Origin of the sequence: Jiangella endophytica (assembly GCF_003427025.1) — a bacterium.
In the GTDB taxonomy this organism is placed as follows: Bacteria; Actinomycetota; Actinomycetes; order Jiangellales; family Jiangellaceae; genus Jiangella; species Jiangella endophytica.
This window is the reverse complement of sequence record NZ_QVAI01000007.1, coordinates 289,216-305,218: the sequence shown is the minus strand read 5'-3', so window position 1 is coordinate 305,218 and position 16,003 is coordinate 289,216. Positions and strand designations below refer to the sequence as shown.

16 protein-coding genes, 1 tRNA gene and 1 pseudogene are annotated in these 16,003 nt (G+C 71.9%); 12 read left to right on the top strand and 6 right to left on the bottom strand.

Going from position 1 to position 16,003, the window contains the following annotated elements:
• Positions 1 to 305: 305 nt before the first annotated feature.
• Both DZA62_RS17115 and DZA62_RS17110 read right to left on the bottom strand, forming a co-directional pair.
• Positions 306 to 1,553 carry a D-alanyl-D-alanine carboxypeptidase family protein gene (locus DZA62_RS17115; RefSeq protein ID WP_116950114.1) on the bottom strand — a complete coding sequence of 416 codons (1,248 nt, stop codon included), beginning with the start codon at positions 1,551 to 1,553 and terminating at the stop codon, positions 306 to 308.
• Positions 1,554 to 1,590: 37 nt separating this feature from the next.
• The gene (locus DZA62_RS17110) at positions 1,591 to 2,091 is read right to left on the bottom strand and encodes a MarR family winged helix-turn-helix transcriptional regulator (protein WP_116950113.1); all 501 of its coding nucleotides are present in this window, start codon (positions 2,089 to 2,091) and stop codon (positions 1,591 to 1,593) included.
• 105 nt (positions 2,092 to 2,196) lie between these two features.
• Between DZA62_RS17110 and DZA62_RS17105 the strand changes: the two genes are divergently transcribed.
• The 3 genes from DZA62_RS17105 (at position 2,197) to DZA62_RS35765 (ending at position 4,888) form a co-directional block, all read left to right on the top strand.
• Positions 2,197 to 2,955, top strand: a complete 759-nt coding sequence (locus DZA62_RS17105; RefSeq protein WP_116950112.1) for a methyltransferase domain-containing protein — start codon at positions 2,197 to 2,199, stop codon at positions 2,953 to 2,955.
• Positions 2,956 to 3,025: 70 nt separating this feature from the next.
• Positions 3,026 to 4,060: a fatty acid desaturase family protein gene (locus DZA62_RS17100; protein ID WP_116950111.1), complete on the top strand. Its 1,035-nt coding sequence runs from the start codon at positions 3,026 to 3,028 to the stop codon at positions 4,058 to 4,060.
• A gap of 87 nt (positions 4,061 to 4,147) precedes the next feature.
• The gene (locus DZA62_RS35765) at positions 4,148 to 4,888 is read left to right on the top strand and encodes a hypothetical protein (protein ID WP_157987727.1); all 741 of its coding nucleotides are present in this window, start codon (positions 4,148 to 4,150) and stop codon (positions 4,886 to 4,888) included.
• 6 nt (positions 4,889 to 4,894) lie between these two features.
• On the opposite strand, the gene DZA62_RS17090 is transcribed toward DZA62_RS35765, so the two are convergent.
• Complete coding sequence (locus tag DZA62_RS17090; RefSeq protein WP_408618997.1) at positions 4,895 to 5,551, bottom strand: TetR/AcrR family transcriptional regulator; 657 nt, start codon at positions 5,549 to 5,551, stop codon at positions 4,895 to 4,897.
• A gap of 25 nt (positions 5,552 to 5,576) precedes the next feature.
• On the bottom strand, positions 5,577 to 6,575 hold the full coding sequence (locus DZA62_RS17085) for an acyl-CoA desaturase (RefSeq protein WP_116950109.1): 999 nt from the start codon (positions 6,573 to 6,575) through the stop codon (positions 5,577 to 5,579).
• A gap of 136 nt (positions 6,576 to 6,711) precedes the next feature.
• Between DZA62_RS17085 and DZA62_RS17080 the strand changes: the two genes are divergently transcribed.
• From DZA62_RS17080 to rfbD, 9 genes are all read left to right on the top strand, one after another.
• Entirely contained in the window at positions 6,712 to 7,122 is a 411-nt protein-coding gene (locus tag DZA62_RS17080; protein ID WP_116950108.1) for a DUF1801 domain-containing protein, read from the top strand.
• Between the two features lie 44 nt (positions 7,123 to 7,166).
• On the top strand, positions 7,167 to 8,006 hold the full coding sequence (locus DZA62_RS17075; protein ID WP_157987726.1) for a hypothetical protein: 840 nt from the start codon (positions 7,167 to 7,169) through the stop codon (positions 8,004 to 8,006).
• 44 nt (positions 8,007 to 8,050) lie between these two features.
• A tRNA-Gln gene (locus tag DZA62_RS17070) sits at positions 8,051 to 8,124 on the top strand.
• A 104-nt stretch (positions 8,125 to 8,228) separates the two neighbouring features.
• The gene (gene glmU, locus DZA62_RS17065) at positions 8,229 to 9,683 is read left to right on the top strand and encodes a bifunctional UDP-N-acetylglucosamine diphosphorylase/glucosamine-1-phosphate N-acetyltransferase GlmU (RefSeq protein WP_116950106.1); all 1,455 of its coding nucleotides are present in this window, start codon (positions 8,229 to 8,231) and stop codon (positions 9,681 to 9,683) included.
• Positions 9,680 to 10,660, top strand: coding sequence for a ribose-phosphate diphosphokinase (locus DZA62_RS17060; RefSeq protein WP_116950105.1), 981 nt, complete (start codon positions 9,680 to 9,682; stop codon positions 10,658 to 10,660). Before glmU ends, DZA62_RS17060 begins: the two co-directional genes overlap by 4 nt.
• A 187-nt stretch (positions 10,661 to 10,847) precedes the next feature.
• Entirely contained in the window at positions 10,848 to 11,495 is a 648-nt protein-coding gene (locus tag DZA62_RS17055; protein WP_116950104.1) for a 50S ribosomal protein L25/general stress protein Ctc, read from the top strand.
• Between the two features lie 31 nt (positions 11,496 to 11,526).
• The gene (pth, locus tag DZA62_RS17050) at positions 11,527 to 12,108 is read left to right on the top strand and encodes an aminoacyl-tRNA hydrolase (RefSeq protein WP_116950103.1); all 582 of its coding nucleotides are present in this window, start codon (positions 11,527 to 11,529) and stop codon (positions 12,106 to 12,108) included.
• A gap of 148 nt (positions 12,109 to 12,256) precedes the next feature.
• A complete protein-coding gene (locus DZA62_RS17045) occupies positions 12,257 to 13,774 on the top strand; it encodes an exopolysaccharide biosynthesis polyprenyl glycosylphosphotransferase (protein WP_116950102.1) in 1,518 nt (505 codons plus the stop codon).
• 73 nt (positions 13,775 to 13,847) lie between these two features.
• Positions 13,848 to 14,729: a dTDP-4-dehydrorhamnose reductase gene (rfbD, locus tag DZA62_RS17040; RefSeq protein ID WP_116950101.1), complete on the top strand. Its 882-nt coding sequence runs from the start codon at positions 13,848 to 13,850 to the stop codon at positions 14,727 to 14,729.
• A 1-nt stretch (position 14,730) separates the two neighbouring features.
• Here the strand turns inward: rfbD and DZA62_RS37610 are convergent, their stop codons facing one another.
• Together DZA62_RS37610 and DZA62_RS17035 are read right to left on the bottom strand one after the other, a co-directional pair.
• Complete coding sequence (locus DZA62_RS37610) at positions 14,731 to 15,123, bottom strand: nuclear transport factor 2 family protein (protein ID WP_408618995.1); 393 nt, start codon at positions 15,121 to 15,123, stop codon at positions 14,731 to 14,733.
• Positions 15,124 to 15,978, bottom strand: a pseudogene (locus tag DZA62_RS17035) (NmrA family NAD(P)-binding protein); the annotation flags it as partial.
• Positions 15,979 to 16,003: the final 25 nt, after the last annotated feature.

Genomic DNA, 16,003 nt, shown 5'->3' with positions numbered 1-16,003 from the left:
TGAACGGCACGAACCCGACACACGGCTCGCCCGGCCAACCACGAGCCGGGCCAGCCGACTGCTCCGGGCGAACCGACTGCTCCAAGCCAGCCGACTGCTCCGGGCGAACCGACCGCTCCGGGCCAACCGACCGCTCCGGGCCAACCGAGTGGCCCTGCTGACCGAGTGCGCTGGACCAGCCGACGTATGCCCACCGCCGAGCAGGCCCGCCGAGCCGGGCTGACGACATGCCCGGGTCGGCCGTCGCGAACCCTTGGGCGGGCCCGGGGTGCGGCCGGCCCGGCCCCAGGCCCCGAGCGCAGCCCTTACCGCGACGAGTAGCGGCCGGACGATTTGGGCCGGCGCCGTCGCAGGGCGAAGCCGAGCCCACCGGCGAGGGCGGCCGCCGCGAGGCTGAGCCAGACCACCGGAGGCACGTCGGAGGAGCTGCCGCCGGGGCTGGTGAGGGCGTCGCCGTAGTCCTGGAGGGGGTTGCGGCCGAGGATGTCGCCGTCGTCGGAGGCGTCGGTGACCATGGCTTCGACCTCGTCGGGGGCGACGAGGTGGCCGACGGCGGGGGTGTCGGGGGCGGTGAAGGCCCAGTCGAACAGCGAAGCGGCGGCGTCCTCGGCCCGGCCCTCGGCGCCGAGGACGGTCGCGATGAGGACGCGGCCGTCGCGCTCGACGGCGCCGACGAAGGTGTGGCCGGCGAGGGTGGTGAACCCGGTCTTCAGGCCGATGGTGCCGTCGTACGAGCCGAGCAGCCGGTTCTGGTTCTGGATCTGGAAGGTCGCGCCGCCGGAGCCGGGGAAGTCGTAGACGGGGGTGGCGGCCAGCTCGGCGATCGTGTCGTCGTCGAGGGCCTCGCGGCCGATCAGCGCGAGGTCGTACGCCGACGACAGCTGGCCGGGGGAGTCGAGGCCGTGCGGCGTGATGGCCTTGGTGTCGAAGGCGCCGAGCCGGCGAGCTTCGTTGTTCATCTTGTCGACGGTGGCGTCCTGGCCGCCGGCCGCCTCGGCGATGGCGTGCGCGGCGTCGTTGCCGGAGGCGAGGATCAGGCCGTGCAGCAGTTGGTCGACGGTGTAGGTCTGGGTGGCGACGATGCCGACGCGGCTGCCCTCGACCGACGCGTCCTCCTCGGTGGCGACGTAGGTCTCGTCGGGGTCCAGCGCGGCGTCGGTCGCCAGTGCGGTCAGCAGCTTGATCGTGCTGGCCGGTGGACGGCGCTCGTGCGGGCTGTACGCGGCCAGCACGTCGCCGGTCTCGACATCGGCGACCAGCCAGGCCTGCGCGTCGACCATCGGCAGCGGCGGCGCCGTGGGCGACACCAGCGCCACCCCGGTGGCGGCCAGCTCCTCGCCGCCGACGATCTCGTCGACGGGGGAGTCGGCCGGGGGCTTCAGGACGGTGGGCGACGCGGCCGGCGGCGTCGTCTCGGCCGGGGTCTCCACCGGGGTCTCCACCGGGGTCTCGGCGTTGGCCGGCAACAGCGCGCCGGAGCCGAGCACGACGAACGCCGCCACCGGCACGATCCAGGCGCGGTGGCTGCGGGGGGAGCGCAGTGCGGAGCCCATGGTCGAGGTCAGACTAACCATTGTCCGGTCGGAGTCGTCAGCTCGGTGCGTCGTCGAACGGCAGGACGAGGGTGCGGAGCAGGTCGGAGAGTCGTTTCCGATCCTCGGCGCCGAGCCCGGCCAGCAACCGCCGCTCGTTCGCCAGCAGCCCCTCCAGCGCGGCGTCGACGGACTTCTTGCCGAACTCGGTGAGCCGGACCCGGACGGCGCGACGGTCGTCCTCGTCGCGGCGGCGGCTGACCAGTCCGCGGGCGGTGAGCTTGTCGACGCGCGCCGTCATGGTGCCGCTCGTGACCAGCGTCTGGCCGAGCAGGACCCCGGGCGACAGCTCGTACGGCTCGCCGGCTCGGCGCAGCGCCGCGAGCACGTCGAACTCCCACGGCTCCAGCCCGTGCTCGGCGAACGCGGCCCGCCGCTCGCGGTCGAGATGCCGCGCCAGCCGGCTGACGCGCGACAGCACCTCCATGGGGCTGACGTCGAGGTCGGGCCGCTCGTGCCGCCACGCCTCGGTCAGCCGATCGACCTCGTCCTGAGCCATGCTCCGACTCTACGGCCCCTCATGTCACTGCCCAAGCTTCTTGACGTCGAGAGAGCAGCCCCAGTCTGTTATCTTGGCGCCAAGATATTTGTGGGAGGGCTTGCGATGTGGGATCCGGACCGCTACCTGACGTTCGCCGGCCAGCGTGCGCGGCCGTTCGCCGACCTGCTGGCCCAGGTGCCGGCCACCGGGGTGACGGAGGTCGCGGACCTCGGCTGCGGGCCGGGCACGCTCACCGTCGGGCTGGTCGAACGCTGGCCGGGCGCGCACGTCGTCGGCGTCGACTCGTCCGCGGAGATGATCGCCGCGACCCCCGCCCTGCCGCCCGCCGGCGTCGAGTTCGTCCATGCCGACCTCCGCGACTGGGCGCCGCGGCGTCCCGTCGACGTGCTGCTCAGCAACGCGACGCTGCAGTGGGTGCCCGGCCACCTCGAGCTGCTGCCGCGGCTGGCCGGGCACATCGCCGACGGCGGCTGGCTCGCCTTCCAGATCCCGGGCAACTTCGGCGAGCCCGCGCACGTCCTGCTGCGCGAGCTGGCCGCCGGCGACCGGTGGCCGGCGCTGCACGATCTCGTGCGGCCGGCCGCCCACGAGCCCGCGACCTACCTCGACGCCCTGCTCGGCCTCGGCTTCGCCGCCGACGTCTGGGAGACCACCTACGTCCAGCTGCTGCAGGGTGACGACGCCGTGCTGGAGTGGATGAGTGGCACGGGGCTGCGTCCGTACCTCGCCGCGCTGGACGACGCCGGCCGCGAGGTCTTCGTCGCCGAGTACCGCGAGCGCCTGCGTGCCGCCTACCCGCCCGGCCGCTACGGGACCGTGCTGCCCTACCGGCGCATCTTCGCCGTCGGCCGCAAGGGGTAGGGCTGTCCCCAGGGTCGGACGGGTGGTGCCGGGATGTCGCCGGCGGGCCCGTCGCTTCGAGGATCGGAGCATGACCACTGAGACCGATCTCCCCCCTGCGCCGCGGCCCGGCAGCGACTTCGCCCGGCTGTCCCGGAAGATCGCCGACGCGGGGTTGCTGGACCGCCGGCCCGGCTACTACACCGTCCGCATCGGCCTCGTGGTCGCGGCCTACGCGGCGGCCTGGGGCGTCTTCGCCGCCGTCGGCGACTCGTGGTGGACGCTGGCCGTGGCCGCCGCGCTCGCCGTCGCGTTCGCCCAGGTCGCGTTGGTCGCGCACGACCTTGCACACCGTCAGGTGTTCCGCCGTCGCCGGCCCAGCGAGATCGCCGGGCGCATCGCCGGCAACCTCGGCATCGGCATGAGCTACGGCTGGTGGCAGGACAAGCACACCCGGCACCACGCCAACCCCAACCACGAGGAGCTCGACCCCGACGTCTCGCCGGAGATCCTCGTCTGGTCCGACCGGCAGGCGAGCAAGGCGGGCGGGCTCACCCGGATCATCGCCGCGCGGCAGGCGTTCCTGTTCTTCCCGCTGCTCACGCTCGAGGGCTTCAACCTGCACGTCGCCAGCGTCCGGGCCACGCTCGACCCGCGGCTCAAGCAGCGGCGCCTGGAGCTGGCCCTGCTGCTGGTCCACTTCGCGGGCTATCTGGCGCTGGTCTTCTCGGTGCTGTCGCCGGGCAAGGCCGTCGCGTTCATCGTCCTGCACCAGGCGCTGTTCGGCATCTACCTCGGTTGCACCTTCGCGCCGAACCACAAGGGCATGCCGACGCTCACCGAGGAGGACGAGCTGGACTACCTGCGCAAGCAGGTGCTCACGTCGCGCAACGTCAGCGGCGGCGCGATCATGGACGTCGCGCTCGGCGGCCTCAACCACCAGATCGAGCACCACCTGTTCCCGAACATGCCGACGCCGAACCTGCGCAAGGCCAAGCCGATCGTCCGGCAGTACTGCGCGGCGCTCGGCGTGTCCTACGCCGAGACCACGCTCATCGAGTCGTACCGCATCGCGCTGCGGCACATGCACGACGTCGGCGAGCCGCTGCGAAGCCACGCACAGTGACGCTCACCGGCCCAAAGGGCGCCGCATCGGTACGAGTTCCGGCAAACCGCCACGGAGAGTGATCGCGAGAGGGTACGTTCGCCTCTCGTGGGGGGACACAAACGGGCGCCCAGCGGCGCCGCTCTGGCGCTGCGCCACGCCCGCCGGTACACCTTGCGGTTCGTGGCGCTCGCCGCGCTCACCGTCCCGGTCGTCGCCGTCGTGGCGGATCGGAGCGAGCCGGCGGCGTCCGGGCGCGACCGGGCACCGGGTACATCGGAGGGGCAGTCGGAACTCGGCGACGCGGGCGAGTCCACGGGCACGCCGATGCCACCGGCACCGCAGTCCGCGTCGGCCACCCCGGCACCCCGGCCGACGGCGGGCCGGCCCGGTCCGGCCGGCTCGCCGACGGACCCCGCGTCCGTCCCCTCGGCGGACGCCGGGACCGACGCGCCGCAGCAGGACGACGTCGCGGACGGGCCGGGGGCGCCGGCGGACGACGACCCGGCGGACACCCCGTCCGACCGGCCCGACGGCGAGACCGGCGCGCCGTCGTCGCCGCCGGAGGGCGAGACCCACGAGCCCCAGCCGTCGCCGTCGTCCACCGACCGGCCGCCGAGTCACCGGCCGACGCCGACGCAGCAGCCGTCGCCGCCGTCGAAGCCGCCGACCACCCCGCCGAAGCCGCCCGAGCCGCCGAAGCCGCCGAAGCCGCCGAAGCCGACACCGACCCAGGAGCCTCCGCGGCCGCCGGAGACCCCGAAGCCGCCGGCGCCGCCGGAGGAGCCGGGCGAGGACGACGGTTCGCTGCTCTGCCTCGAGGTGCTGGGGATCCAGATCTGCCTGTGAGGCAGGTCAGTCGGCGGTGAGGCGGGGCTTGTGCTCCAGCCCGGACAGCCCGTTCCAGGCGAGGTTGACCAGGTGGGCGGCGACGTCGGCCTTCTTCGGCGAGCGCACCTCCAGCCACCACTGGCCGGTCAGGGCGACCATGCCCACCAGCATCTGCGCATACATGGGCGCGTGCTTCGTGGCGAACCCGCGCGCCTTGAACTGAGCGGCCAGGATGTGCTCGACCTGGCTGGCGGCGTCGGAGATCAGGCTGGCGAACCCGCCCGTCGAGTGCGCCACCGGGGAGTCGCGGACCAGGATGCGGAAGCCGTCGGTGGACATCTCGATGTAGTCGAGCAGGGCCAGCGCGGCCCGCTCGAGGATGACCCGCGGGTGCGCGGCCGACCCGAGCGCCGTGGTGATGCGGTCGAGCAGCAGTTCCATCTCGCGGTCGACGACGACGGCGTACAGCCCTTCCTTGCCGCCGAAGTGCTCGTAGACCACCGGCTTCGAGACACCGGCGCGGGCCGAGATCTCCTCGATGGACGTGCCGTCGTAGCCGCGCTCGGCGAACAGGGCGCGACCGACGTCGAGCAGCTGCTCGCGGCGCTGCTTGCCCGTCATGCGGACCCTGCTGGGCGTGGCGCGTGGCCTGGTCGCGACGTCGTCGGTCACGCGCCCCATCATGCTCCCGTCGTGTGACAGTGTCTCAATCGGCGATGAGTTTGGCTTCGCCACCGTAGTCGTCGACGCGCTTGGACTGGATGCGTTCCGGGCTCGGCCAGCGCACGTCCCACACCCAACCGGCCTTCTCCATCGCCCAGATGATCCGCGCGCTGGAGTCGATCTGGCCCTTGAGCACGCCGTGCCGGGCGCAGGTCGGGTCGGCATGGTGCAGGTTGTGCCAGGACTCGCCCATCGACAGGAAGGCCAGCCACCACACGTTGCCGGACTTGTCGCGGCTCTCGAACGGCCGCTCGCCGATGGCGTGGCAGATCGAGTTGATCGACCACGTGACGTGGTGGAGCAGACCGATGCGGACCAGCGTGGCCCAGAAGAACGCCGTGAGCGCGCCGTGCCAGGACCACGTCGCCAGCCCGCCGATGATCGGCGGCAGCAGGATCGACAGTGCCACCCAGAGCGGGAACAGCTTGCTGATGCGCCGGATGTCGTCGTCCTTGATCAGATCCGGCGCGAACTTGCGCGGGTCGGTCTGCTCGACGTCGAACAGCCAGCCCATGTGCGCGAACCACATGCCCTTGATCAGCGCCGGGATGGACTCGCCGTAACGCCACGGGGAGTGCGGGTCGCCCTCCTTGTCGGCGAACTTGTGGTGCCGGCGGTGGTCGGCGACCCAGCGGATGACCGGCCCCTCGACGGCCATGCTGCCGGCCACGGCCAGCGTGTTCTTCACCGCGCGGTTGGCCTTGAAGGCCCGGTGGGTGAAGTGGCGGTGGAAGCCGACGGTGATTCCGTGCCCGGTGAACGCGTAGAAGGCCACGGCGAGCACGACGTCGAGCCAGCTCAGGTAGCCGCCCATCCACGCGACGGGGATCGCGGCCACGAGTGCGACGAACGGAACGGCGATGAAGAGGCCGATCGTGATGCGTTCGCCGAGTGTCTGAGTATCGCCCGACAACGTGCCGCGAGGGAGGTCGCTCTGCGCCGGCGGGGACTGCGGGCTGTTCGCCGTGTCCGTGGAAGCCATGGAGTCTCCGTGTGTAAGGGGAACCTTCCTTACGGCACCGTAACCTACGATGCCGTAGGTCGTATAGTCCGGATCTCCCGATGTGTACCGGCTTCGTCGCTGGTGAAGAGTCCGGAAGATCGCCAGGATGTGCGTCATGGCTGAGCTGAGGACTTCGCGCAACGGCGACAGCGTCGAGGCGTTCCTGGCGGCCGTCCCCGATCCCGGCCGCCGCGCCGACGCCGTCGCCGTCTGCTCGCTCATGCGTGCCGTCACCGGTGCGGAGGCCGCCATGTGGGGCGTCGGCATCGTCGGGTTCGGCACTCGGCGGCTGCGGTACGACAGCGGGCGCGAGCTCGACTGGTTCGACATCGGGTTCTCGCCGCGGAAGCAGGCGCTGACGCTGTACCTGCCCGGCGAGCTCGACGAGTACGGCGACCTGTTCGGCCGGCTCGGACCGCACCGGGCCGGCAAGAGCTGCCTCTACGTGAAGCGGCTCGCCGACGTCGATGCGGCGGTGCTCGAATTGGTCCTGCTCAGGGCGGTTGAAACAGCCCGGTTGGAGTAGACCTAGCTGTTGCAGACTATGCGTAGCATTGCCAAGCTTGGATCATGACGGAACGCCTGGTTGACGATGCAGAACTGGCAGAGCGGGTGCACGCGATGCGCGCCGAAGGGAAGACGTACGTCCAGATCAAGGCCGAGCTGGGCATCGGCGCCAGCACCATCAGCCGGATCCTCGGCGTGTACGGACAGGGCCGGGCGCGGCCGCGGGTGACCGACGCGTTGCGGGGGCGGGCCCGGGCCCTGCGTGCCGACGGGCGGTCGGTGCCGGAGATCGCCGACGAGTTGGCGATGGCCAAGAGCACGGTGTGGCTGATCACCAAGGACATCGCCTGGACGCTCACTCCGAGTCGGGCGGCGAGCCGAGCTGCGGCAGCGCGCGCGGGTTGGCGGCGTCGGACGGAGGAGACCGCTGCCGAGCGGGCGCGGGTCAACGACGACATCCTGGCGGCGTTCGGTGAACTGACCGACCGGGAACTGATGATCGCCGGCGCCGTCGCCTACTGGGCCGAAGGTGGCAAGGCGAAGCCCTGGAATCCGGTCGAGAGCCTGAACTTCATCAACAGCGACCCGGATATGATCCTGCTCCACCTGGAGTGGCTGGCGGTCCTCGGGGTCGACGCCGGGCGCCTGAGGTTTCGGTTGTCGATCCACGAGTCCGCCGACGTGGCAGCGGCCACGGCGTACTGGGCTGAGATCGTGGGGGCGCCGGTCGAGCGGTTCGCCAGGGCGACGCTCAAGAAGCACAACCCGAAGACGGTGCGCAAGAACGTGAACGAGGGCTACCGGGGCTGTCTCGTCGTGCGGGTGGCGAAGGGTGCGCCGGAGTACCGGATCATGAACGGCTGGTGGGCGGCGGTGGCGGGGGCGGTGCGATCAAGGCGATAACGTAGAGGGGTGCGGGCGGCGATGTGACAGCCGAGCGCCATTTTTCCGCCGTAGTGTAATCGGTCAGCACGGCACCCTTTGAAGGTGTTCGGTCCAGGTTCGAGTCCTGGCGGCGGAGCGTGGTTCGAATCCGAGCCGGGTCGCTGATCGAGTTCTCGTCAGCGACACCGGACAGGTAGTGTCGGAACCGAGCCCGCCACCGAAGCCGAGGAGCACGAACGCGTGACTACGCGCCCGGCAGCAGTCGTCGTTCTCGCCGCTGGCGAGGGCACCCGGATGAAGTCGTCCACCCCGAAGGTCCTGCACGACGTGGCCGGCCGCAGCCTCGTCGGGCATGCCGTCGCCGCCGCGCAGGAGCTGAAGCCCGACCACCTGAGCGTGGTCATCGGGCACGGCCGCGATCTCGTCGCCGCTCACCTGGCCGACGTCGCGCCCGGTGTCGCCACCGCGGTGCAGGAGCAGCAGCTCGGCACCGGCCACGCGGTCGGTGTCGCGCTCGAGGGGCTGCCCGAGCTCGACGGCGTGGTGGTGGTGACGTACGGCGACGTGCCGCTGCTGACCGGCGACACCCTGCACGAGCTGGTCGACCAGCACGTGGCCGACGGCAACGCGGTCACCGTGCTCACCGCGCACGTCGCCGACCCCACCGGGTACGGCCGCATCGTGCGCGAGGCCGACGGCGGGGTGCGGGCCATCGTCGAGCACAAGGACGCTGCCGCCGACGTCCTGCAGATCACCGAGATCAACTCCGGCATCTACGCCTTCGACGCCGCCGTGCTGCGGGCCGGGCTGGGCCGCATCACCACGCAGAACGCGCAGGGCGAGCTGTACCTCACCGACGTGCTGGGGCTGGCGCGGCAGGACGGCCGCCGCGTCGGGGCCGTCGTCACCGACGACGCCTGGCAGACCGAGGGCGTCAACGACCGCGTCCAGCTGGCCGCCATGAACCGCGAGCTCAACCGGCGCGTCACCGAGAAGTGGATGCGCGCCGGCGTCACCATGATCGACCCCGCCACCACGTTCATCGACGTCACCGTGACGCTCGAGCGCGACGTCGTGCTGCGGCCGGGCGTGCAGCTGCGCGGCCGCACCGAGGTCGCCGCCGGCGCCGAGGTCGGCCCCGACACCACGCTCATCGACACCGTCGTCGGCCCCGGCGCCAGTGTCGTCCGGGTGCACTCCGACGGCGCGCAGATCGGCGCCGACGCCACCGTCGGCCCGTACACCTATCTGCGGCCGGGCGCGGTGCTCGAGGAGAAGGCGAAGGCCGGCGCCTACGTCGAGATCAAGAAGTCGACGGTCGGCCGCGGCGCGAAGGTGCCGCACCTGACCTACGTCGGCGACGCCACCATCGGCGAGGGCGCGAACATCGGCGCCGGCACGATCTTCGCCAACTACGACGGCGTCGCGAAGCACCCGACCACGGTCGGCAAGCACGTGTTCGTCGGCAGCGACTCCGTGCTGGTCGCGCCGGTCGAGCTCGCCGACGGCAGCTACGTCGCGGCCGGGTCGACCGTCGTGTCGGACACCGCGCCGGGCGAGCTGGCCATCGCGCGCGGCCGGCAGCGCAACATCGCGGGCTGGGTCGCGCGCAAGCGCGCCGGCACGAAGACCTCCGCCGCGGCCGAAGCCGCTGCCGCGGACACCACGGGGGAGAACGAGGGGGATGAGCCGTGACGGGGATCCGCGCCACGGGCACGAAGACGCTCATGCTGTTCGGGGGCCGCGCGCATCCCGAGCTGAACGAGGAGGTGGCCGAGCACCTGGGCGTCAGCCTGGTGCCGAGCAAGACCTTCAACTTCGCCAACGGCGAGATCTACGTGCGGTTCGAGGAGAGCGTGCGCGGCAGCGACGCGTTCGTCATCCAGAGCCACACCGCTCCGATCAACGAGTGGATCATGGAGCAGCTGATCATGGTCGACGCGCTCAAGCGGGCGTCGGCCAAGCAGATCACCGTGGTGATGCCGTTCTACGGCTACGCCCGCCAGGACAAGAAGCACCGCGGCCGCGAGCCGATCTCGGCTCGCCTGGTCGCCGACATGTTCAAGACCGCGGGCGCCGACCGCCTCATGGCCGTCGACCTGCACACCGCGCAGATCCAGGGCTTCTTCGACGGCCCGGTCGACCACCTGTGGGCGCTGCCGATCCTGGCCGGCCACGTGCAGGAGAACTACGCGCCCGAGAACATGACGGTGGTGTCGCCCGACGCCGGCCGCGTGCGGGTCGCCGACGTGTGGGCCGATCGCCTGGGCACGCCGCTGGCCATCATCCACAAGCGGCGCAACCCCGACGTCGCCAACGAGGTGAAGGTGCACGAGGTCGTCGGTGACGTCGAGGGCCGCACCTGCCTGCTGGTCGACGACATGATCGACACCGCCGGCACCATCAACCAGGCCGCCGAGGCGCTGATGGAGGCGGGCGCCGAGGGTGTCCTCGTCGCCGCCACGCACGCCGTCCTGTCCGGCCCCGCGGTCGATCGGCTGAAGAACTCGGCCGGCATCAAGGAAGTCATCGTCACCAACACGCTGCCGATCCCGCAGGAGCGCCGGTTCGACAAACTGACGGTGCTGTCCATCGCGCCGCTGATCGCCCGGGCGATTCACGAAGTGTTCGAAGAGGGTTCGGTCACGAGCCTCTTCAACGGCAACGCGTAGCCGCCCCGGGAGGTACGGGGCCGGTTTCACATCGGGGCTGCTCCAGGGCTAGACTTCGTGGGTTGCCTCGGCGAGGGTGGAGTTTTCTGCTGCCACCGTGATCGACGCGGTGCGCAGTCGGTGCGCGCCCTTGCCCGAGCCCGACGTGCCGCTGACCGCCCACCGTGCATTCCGAGGAGTTCTCACCGTGTCCGACGTCAAGATCGCCGCCGAGCTGCGTACCGAGTTCGGCAAGGGCGCCGCGCGCCGCCTCCGTCGCGCCGCCAAGGTTCCCGCGGTCCTCTACGGGCATGGGACCGACCCGGTCCACCTGGCGCTGCCGGGCCACGACACCATGCTCGCGCTGAAGACCGCGAACGTCCTCCTCACGCTCGACATCGAGGGCCGCGGCAGCGAGCTGGCGCTGCCGAAGCACGTGCAGCGCGACCCGCTCAAGGGCTTCATCGAGCACGTCGACCTGCTGCTGGTCAAGCGCGGCGAGAAGGTCACCGTCGAGGTCGCGGTGCACGTCGTCGGCGACGCGGCGCCGGGCACGCTGGTCAACCTCGACCAGCCGACGGTCTCCATCGAGGCCGAGGCGACCCACCTGCCCGAGGGCATCGAGGTCTCCGTCGAGGGCCTCACCGAGGGCACCCAGATCCTGGCCAAGGACCTCACCCTGGCGGGTGGCTCGTCGCTGGCCGGCGACCCCGACCAGCTGGTCGTCAACGTCACCGCCGCCCCGACCGCCGAGCAGCTCGAGGGCGAGGTCGAGGAGGGCGCGGCCGAGGAGGCCGAGGCCGGCGAGGCCGCCGCCGACGAGGCTTCGGCCGAGGCACCTGCCGACGAGTCCTGAGTTCACGTCCGCCGGGCCGGGGAGCCTGTCGATGTCCGACGCGTGGTTGGTGGTCGGGCTCGGCAACCCCGGCCCGACGTATGCCGGCACCCGGCACAACGTCGGCGCCATGGTCGTCGACCTGCTCGCCGAGCGGGCCGGCTCGCCGCTCAAGTCACAGCGCAAGCTCCGGGCCGACGTCGCCGAGGTGCGACTCGGCGGCGTGCCCGGCTCGCGCGCCGTCCTGGCCAAGCCGCACACGTACATGAACGAGTCCGGCGGGCCGGTCGCGCTGCTCGCCGACTTCTACAAGATCGCCCCCGATCACCTGGTGGTCGTGCACGACGAGCTGGACCTGCCGTTCGGCACCGTCCGGCTGAAGCTCGGCGGCGGCGACAACGGTCACAACGGGCTGCGCTCCGTGCGCGCCCGCATCGGCACCGGCGACTACTGCCGGCTGCGGTTCGGCATCGGCCGCCCGCCCGGCCGCATGGACCCGGCCGCGTACGTTCTCAAGCCGTTCTCCACGGTCGAGAAGCGCGACATCGAGCTGGAGGTCGATCGCGCGGCCGACGCCGCCGAGGCGGTCGTGGTCGACGGATTGATCTACGCGCAGAACCATTACAACGGATGAATCGCGCGGGCCATCGCTAGCCCGAACGCTTGCGGTCTCAAATCTTTTCGTTCGACTGGTCCCTTTCCGCCCTATCAGCGTATAGTCCGTCCCAGTTCGTCGGCTTGGGGATGAGCCGGTGGGGGGATATCGGAGCCTTGGGGGGGCCATGGCTACGGTCGGTTTGTCGTCGGCTGGTGCGCGCACTCGTCTAGGAAGGCAGTCGCCGGAATTACATTCCGGCGGTCGTGGTGCGCATTCTCAGCCCGTCAGTCGTCCTTTTCGTTTTCGTCGCATCACGGCCGCCGGCGATCTCTTGATCGCCGCCGTTGCAGTGGCGGTGACGGTGGTGCTCAGCTGGCCGACCGTCGACGTCACGCTCGCCGTCAGCGCTATGGCGGCATTGTGGCCGCTGGTGCTGACCGCCAGAACCGGTAGGGCCGACCGGTTGTTCGGCGTCAGGAACATCTACCGCGACGTACTGCAGTCGCTGGCCGCCGTCGTCGCGATCGTGGCGGTGGCCGCGGCGGCACTGTCGATACCGCTCGGCCGGCCGTTCCTCGCGGCGGCGGCCGTGCTGGCCTGCGGGTCGATCGCGGTGCGGCTCGCGGTGCACCGCAAACTGCGGCGGCTGCGCATGCGTGGCCGGGCCACCCGGCGGACGCTGCTGGTGGGACCGGCGGCCGCCGTGACCGCCAGCCTCGAGCGTTTCTCGCGCGACGGGGAACGCCCGCTGGCCGTCGTCGCGACCTGCATCGAGGACGACGGCTCGGCGCCGCCGGCCGCGATCCCGGTCGTGAGCACGATCGTGCGTGCGCTGCCGGGGCACGACGACGCGGTGCGCAACGAGGAGCTCGTCCTCGCCGTGCGCCAGGCCGCGCAGCGCGTCCGGGCCCGCACCGTCTGCATCGCGCCGGGCTCGGAGTTCACCGGTGACCGGCTGCGGGCGCTGAGCTGGATGCTCGGTGATCTCGGCATCGACCTCGTCACCGATCTCGGGTTGTCCGACGTCGCGCCGCACCGCATGGGCTTGGGCAGCATGGGTTCCAGCGTCCTGATGCACGTCAGGCAGGCCCGCCCGAAGGGGTGGCGACGCGCGGCGAAGGTCGCCACCGACCGGGTGCTGGCCGGGCTGATCCTGCTCGCGCTCCTGCCGCTGCTGCTGGCCATCGCCGTCGCGGTGAAGCTCACCGATCGCGGTCCGGCCATCTACCGGCAGGTGCGGGTCGGCCGCAACGGGCTGTTCTTCACCATGTTCAAGTTCCGGACGATGTACGTGGACGCCGACCTGCGTCGCGCCGAGTTGCTGGACTCCGCCGACGGCGACGGGCCGATGTTCAAGATGCGCGAGGACCCGCGGATCACCCGCATCGGCCGGGTGCTGCGCAAGTACTCCCTCGACGAACTGCCGCAGTTGATCAACGTGCTGCGCGGCGAGATGTCGCTGGTCGGTCCACGACCGGCGCTGCCCGAAGAGGTGGCGACCTACGACGGCACCGCACGGCGCCGGCTGGCCGCGATCCCGGGCATGACCGGGCTGTGGCAGGTGAGCGGGCGGTCCAACCTGTCGTGGGGTGAGACGGTGCGGCTGGACCTGCGCTACGTCGACAACTGGTCCTACGGCGACGACCTGCAGCTCCTGGGTCGCACGGCGCGCGTGGTGGTGCGCAGCACCGGCGCGTATTGACCTCCGGCCAGCGGAGCGGAGCCCCGGCCACGCGGCCGGGGCTCCGCTCGTACCGCCTGTGAGGGGAGTCGGCGTGGCGACATGGTTGGTCACCGGCGCTGACGGCATGCTCGCCCGGGACCTGGTGATCATGCTGCGAGCGGTCCGCGAACGGGTCATCCCGGCGACCCGCGCCGTCCTCGATCTCACCGACGCGCACGCCGTCGACGCCGCGGCGACGACGGTCGCCCGCATCGGCGCGCAGAGCGGCGCGATCGTCGTGAACCTCGACAGCTGGGTCGACGTCGACGCGGCGGAGGTCGACGAGGCCGGCGCCCGTGCCGTCAACGCCTACGGCACCGCCAACCTCGCCCGGGCCTGCGCCCGTGCGGACCTGCGGCTGATCCACGTCTCGACCAGCTACGTGTTCGACGGGGACGCCGCGCAGCCGTATGCGGAGGACGCGCCGGTCGCCCCGGCCACCGTGTACGGGCGGACGATGGCCGAGGGCGAGCGGGCGGTGCTCGAGACGCTGCCGGAGACCGGCGTCGTGCTGCGCACCGGCTGGCTGTACGGCGAGTTCGGCCGCAACTTCGTCAGGACGATCGCGGCCGCGACCGCCGAGCAGGAGTTCTGCGACGTCATCGACGACCAGTGGGGGCAGCCGACGTGGACCATGGACGTCGCCGACCGGATCGTCGACCTCGGCCGGACGCCCGGCGCGTCCGGCGTCCTGCATGCCGTGAACTCCGGCGCCACCACCTGGTTCGGGCTGGCCCGCGCGGTCTTCGCCGAGCTGGGGCTGGACCCCGAGCGGGTGCGGCCGATCTCGGCGCGCGAGCTGCCGAGGATCGTGCCGCGACCCGCCCACCCGGTGCTGTCGCAGGAGCGGTGGACGGCGTTCGGGCTCGCGCCGTTGCGGCCGTGGCGGGAGGCGCTGACGGCGGCGGCGCCGAGTGTCCTGGGCATCGAGTGACTCAGCCGGTCGACGCCTGCGGAGCGTCGTAGTAGAAGACCTCCTCGCGGACGATCAGCCCGTCGGCGACGGTGTAGAGCGACAGCTTCGTGGTGCTGGACCGGGTGCCGGTCGGGGTGTGCGTCTGGTCGAACCGGAACCGGGCGGCGAACCGGCCGTCGGCCGGGAACGGCCCGTCGACGGTGACGGCGTGGAGCTCGATGTCGGCGAGCAGCCGGTCGGCGTTCTCGACGATCTCCGCCGTGCCGCGCCGCTCGACCGGGTCGCCGCCGGTCTCCATCGGCGCGACCCGCACGACGTTCGGCGCCAGCAGCGCCGCGACCTCGTCCAGCCGGCCGGCCCGCATCAGCGTGACGTACTCGTCGGCGACCCTCCGGACGCGGGCCGCGGGCAGGAAGTCGGCGGCGTGGTCGACGGCCCAGTCCCGGTAGGACCGGGCCGGGCGGCCGGTGAGCCGCTCGACGGTGTCCGTCACCGGCTCCGGGTGTTCGGCCAGCGTGGCCCAGTACGCGATCGCGTTCTCCGCGAACGCGCGATCGCCCAACCGCGCCGCCAGGTCGTCGCGGGCCTCGTCGACCGGCTGGTCCACCCAGCGGACCGGGTGGCCGATCGCCTCACCGATGAGCCGCGCCTGCTCGGCCATGGTGACGGAGTCCGGTCCGGTGAGCACGTGCGCCGCGCCGGCGTGCCCGGCCGGGTCGGTGAGCGCCTGGACGGCGACGTCCGCGAGGTCGCGCTCGTGGACCAGCGACCGCGCGGCGGCGCCGTACGGGCCGCGCACCACGCCGGTGTGCGCGAGGTCGGCCCATTCCAGCGTGTTGGTCGCGAACCCACCGGCCCGGAGCATGGTCCATCCGACGCCGGCGGTCCGCAGCGCGTGCTCGACTTCGCCCCACACGCCGTTGACGCTCGGCTCCCGGTCGTCGCGGACGTTCGCGGCGGACAGGTAGACGACGTGGCGGGGGCGGGCGGCGAGGACGGTCGCGACTGCCGGCGCGTGCTCGGCGGAGAAGAACGGCCAGAGCAGGAAGACGGGACCGACGCCGTCCAGCGCTTTGGTGAGGGTCTCCGGGCGGGTGAGGTCGCCGGCGACGACGTCGACGCTGGAGGGCAGGCTCGCGCGGGCACGCTCGGGATCGCGGGCGAGCGCCCGGACCGGGTGGCCGCGGCCGGCGAGCGTGCGGACGACGTGGCGGCCGACGTTGCCGGTGGCGCCGATGACGAGGGTGGTGTCGTTCGTGGTGTCCATGCCCTCAGGCTCAGACTTCAACCAT

What these genes read in the sequence shown, in the direction of transcription:
- DZA62_RS17115 (WP_116950114.1), bottom strand. Translation starts at nt 1,553, where the DNA reads ATGGGCTCCGCACTGCGCTCCCCCCGCAGCCACCGCGCCTGGATCGTG.
- DZA62_RS17110 (WP_116950113.1), bottom strand. Translation starts at nt 2,091, where the DNA reads ATGGCTCAGGACGAGGTCGATCGGCTGACCGAGGCGTGGCGGCACGAG.
- DZA62_RS17105 (WP_116950112.1), top strand. Translation starts at nt 2,197, where the DNA reads ATGTGGGATCCGGACCGCTACCTGACGTTCGCCGGCCAGCGTGCGCGG.
- DZA62_RS17100 (WP_116950111.1), top strand. Translation starts at nt 3,026, where the DNA reads ATGACCACTGAGACCGATCTCCCCCCTGCGCCGCGGCCCGGCAGCGAC.
- DZA62_RS17090 (WP_408618997.1), bottom strand. Translation starts at nt 5,551, where the DNA reads ATGGGGCGCGTGACCGACGACGTCGCGACCAGGCCACGCGCCACGCCC.
- DZA62_RS17085 (WP_116950109.1), bottom strand. Translation starts at nt 6,575, where the DNA reads ATGGCTTCCACGGACACGGCGAACAGCCCGCAGTCCCCGCCGGCGCAG.
- DZA62_RS17080 (WP_116950108.1), top strand. Translation starts at nt 6,712, where the DNA reads ATGGCTGAGCTGAGGACTTCGCGCAACGGCGACAGCGTCGAGGCGTTC.
- DZA62_RS17075 (WP_157987726.1), top strand. Translation starts at nt 7,167, where the DNA reads ATGACGGAACGCCTGGTTGACGATGCAGAACTGGCAGAGCGGGTGCAC.
- pth (WP_116950103.1), top strand. Translation starts at nt 11,527, where the DNA reads ATGTCCGACGCGTGGTTGGTGGTCGGGCTCGGCAACCCCGGCCCGACG.
- DZA62_RS17045 (WP_116950102.1), top strand. Translation starts at nt 12,257, where the DNA reads ATGGCTACGGTCGGTTTGTCGTCGGCTGGTGCGCGCACTCGTCTAGGA.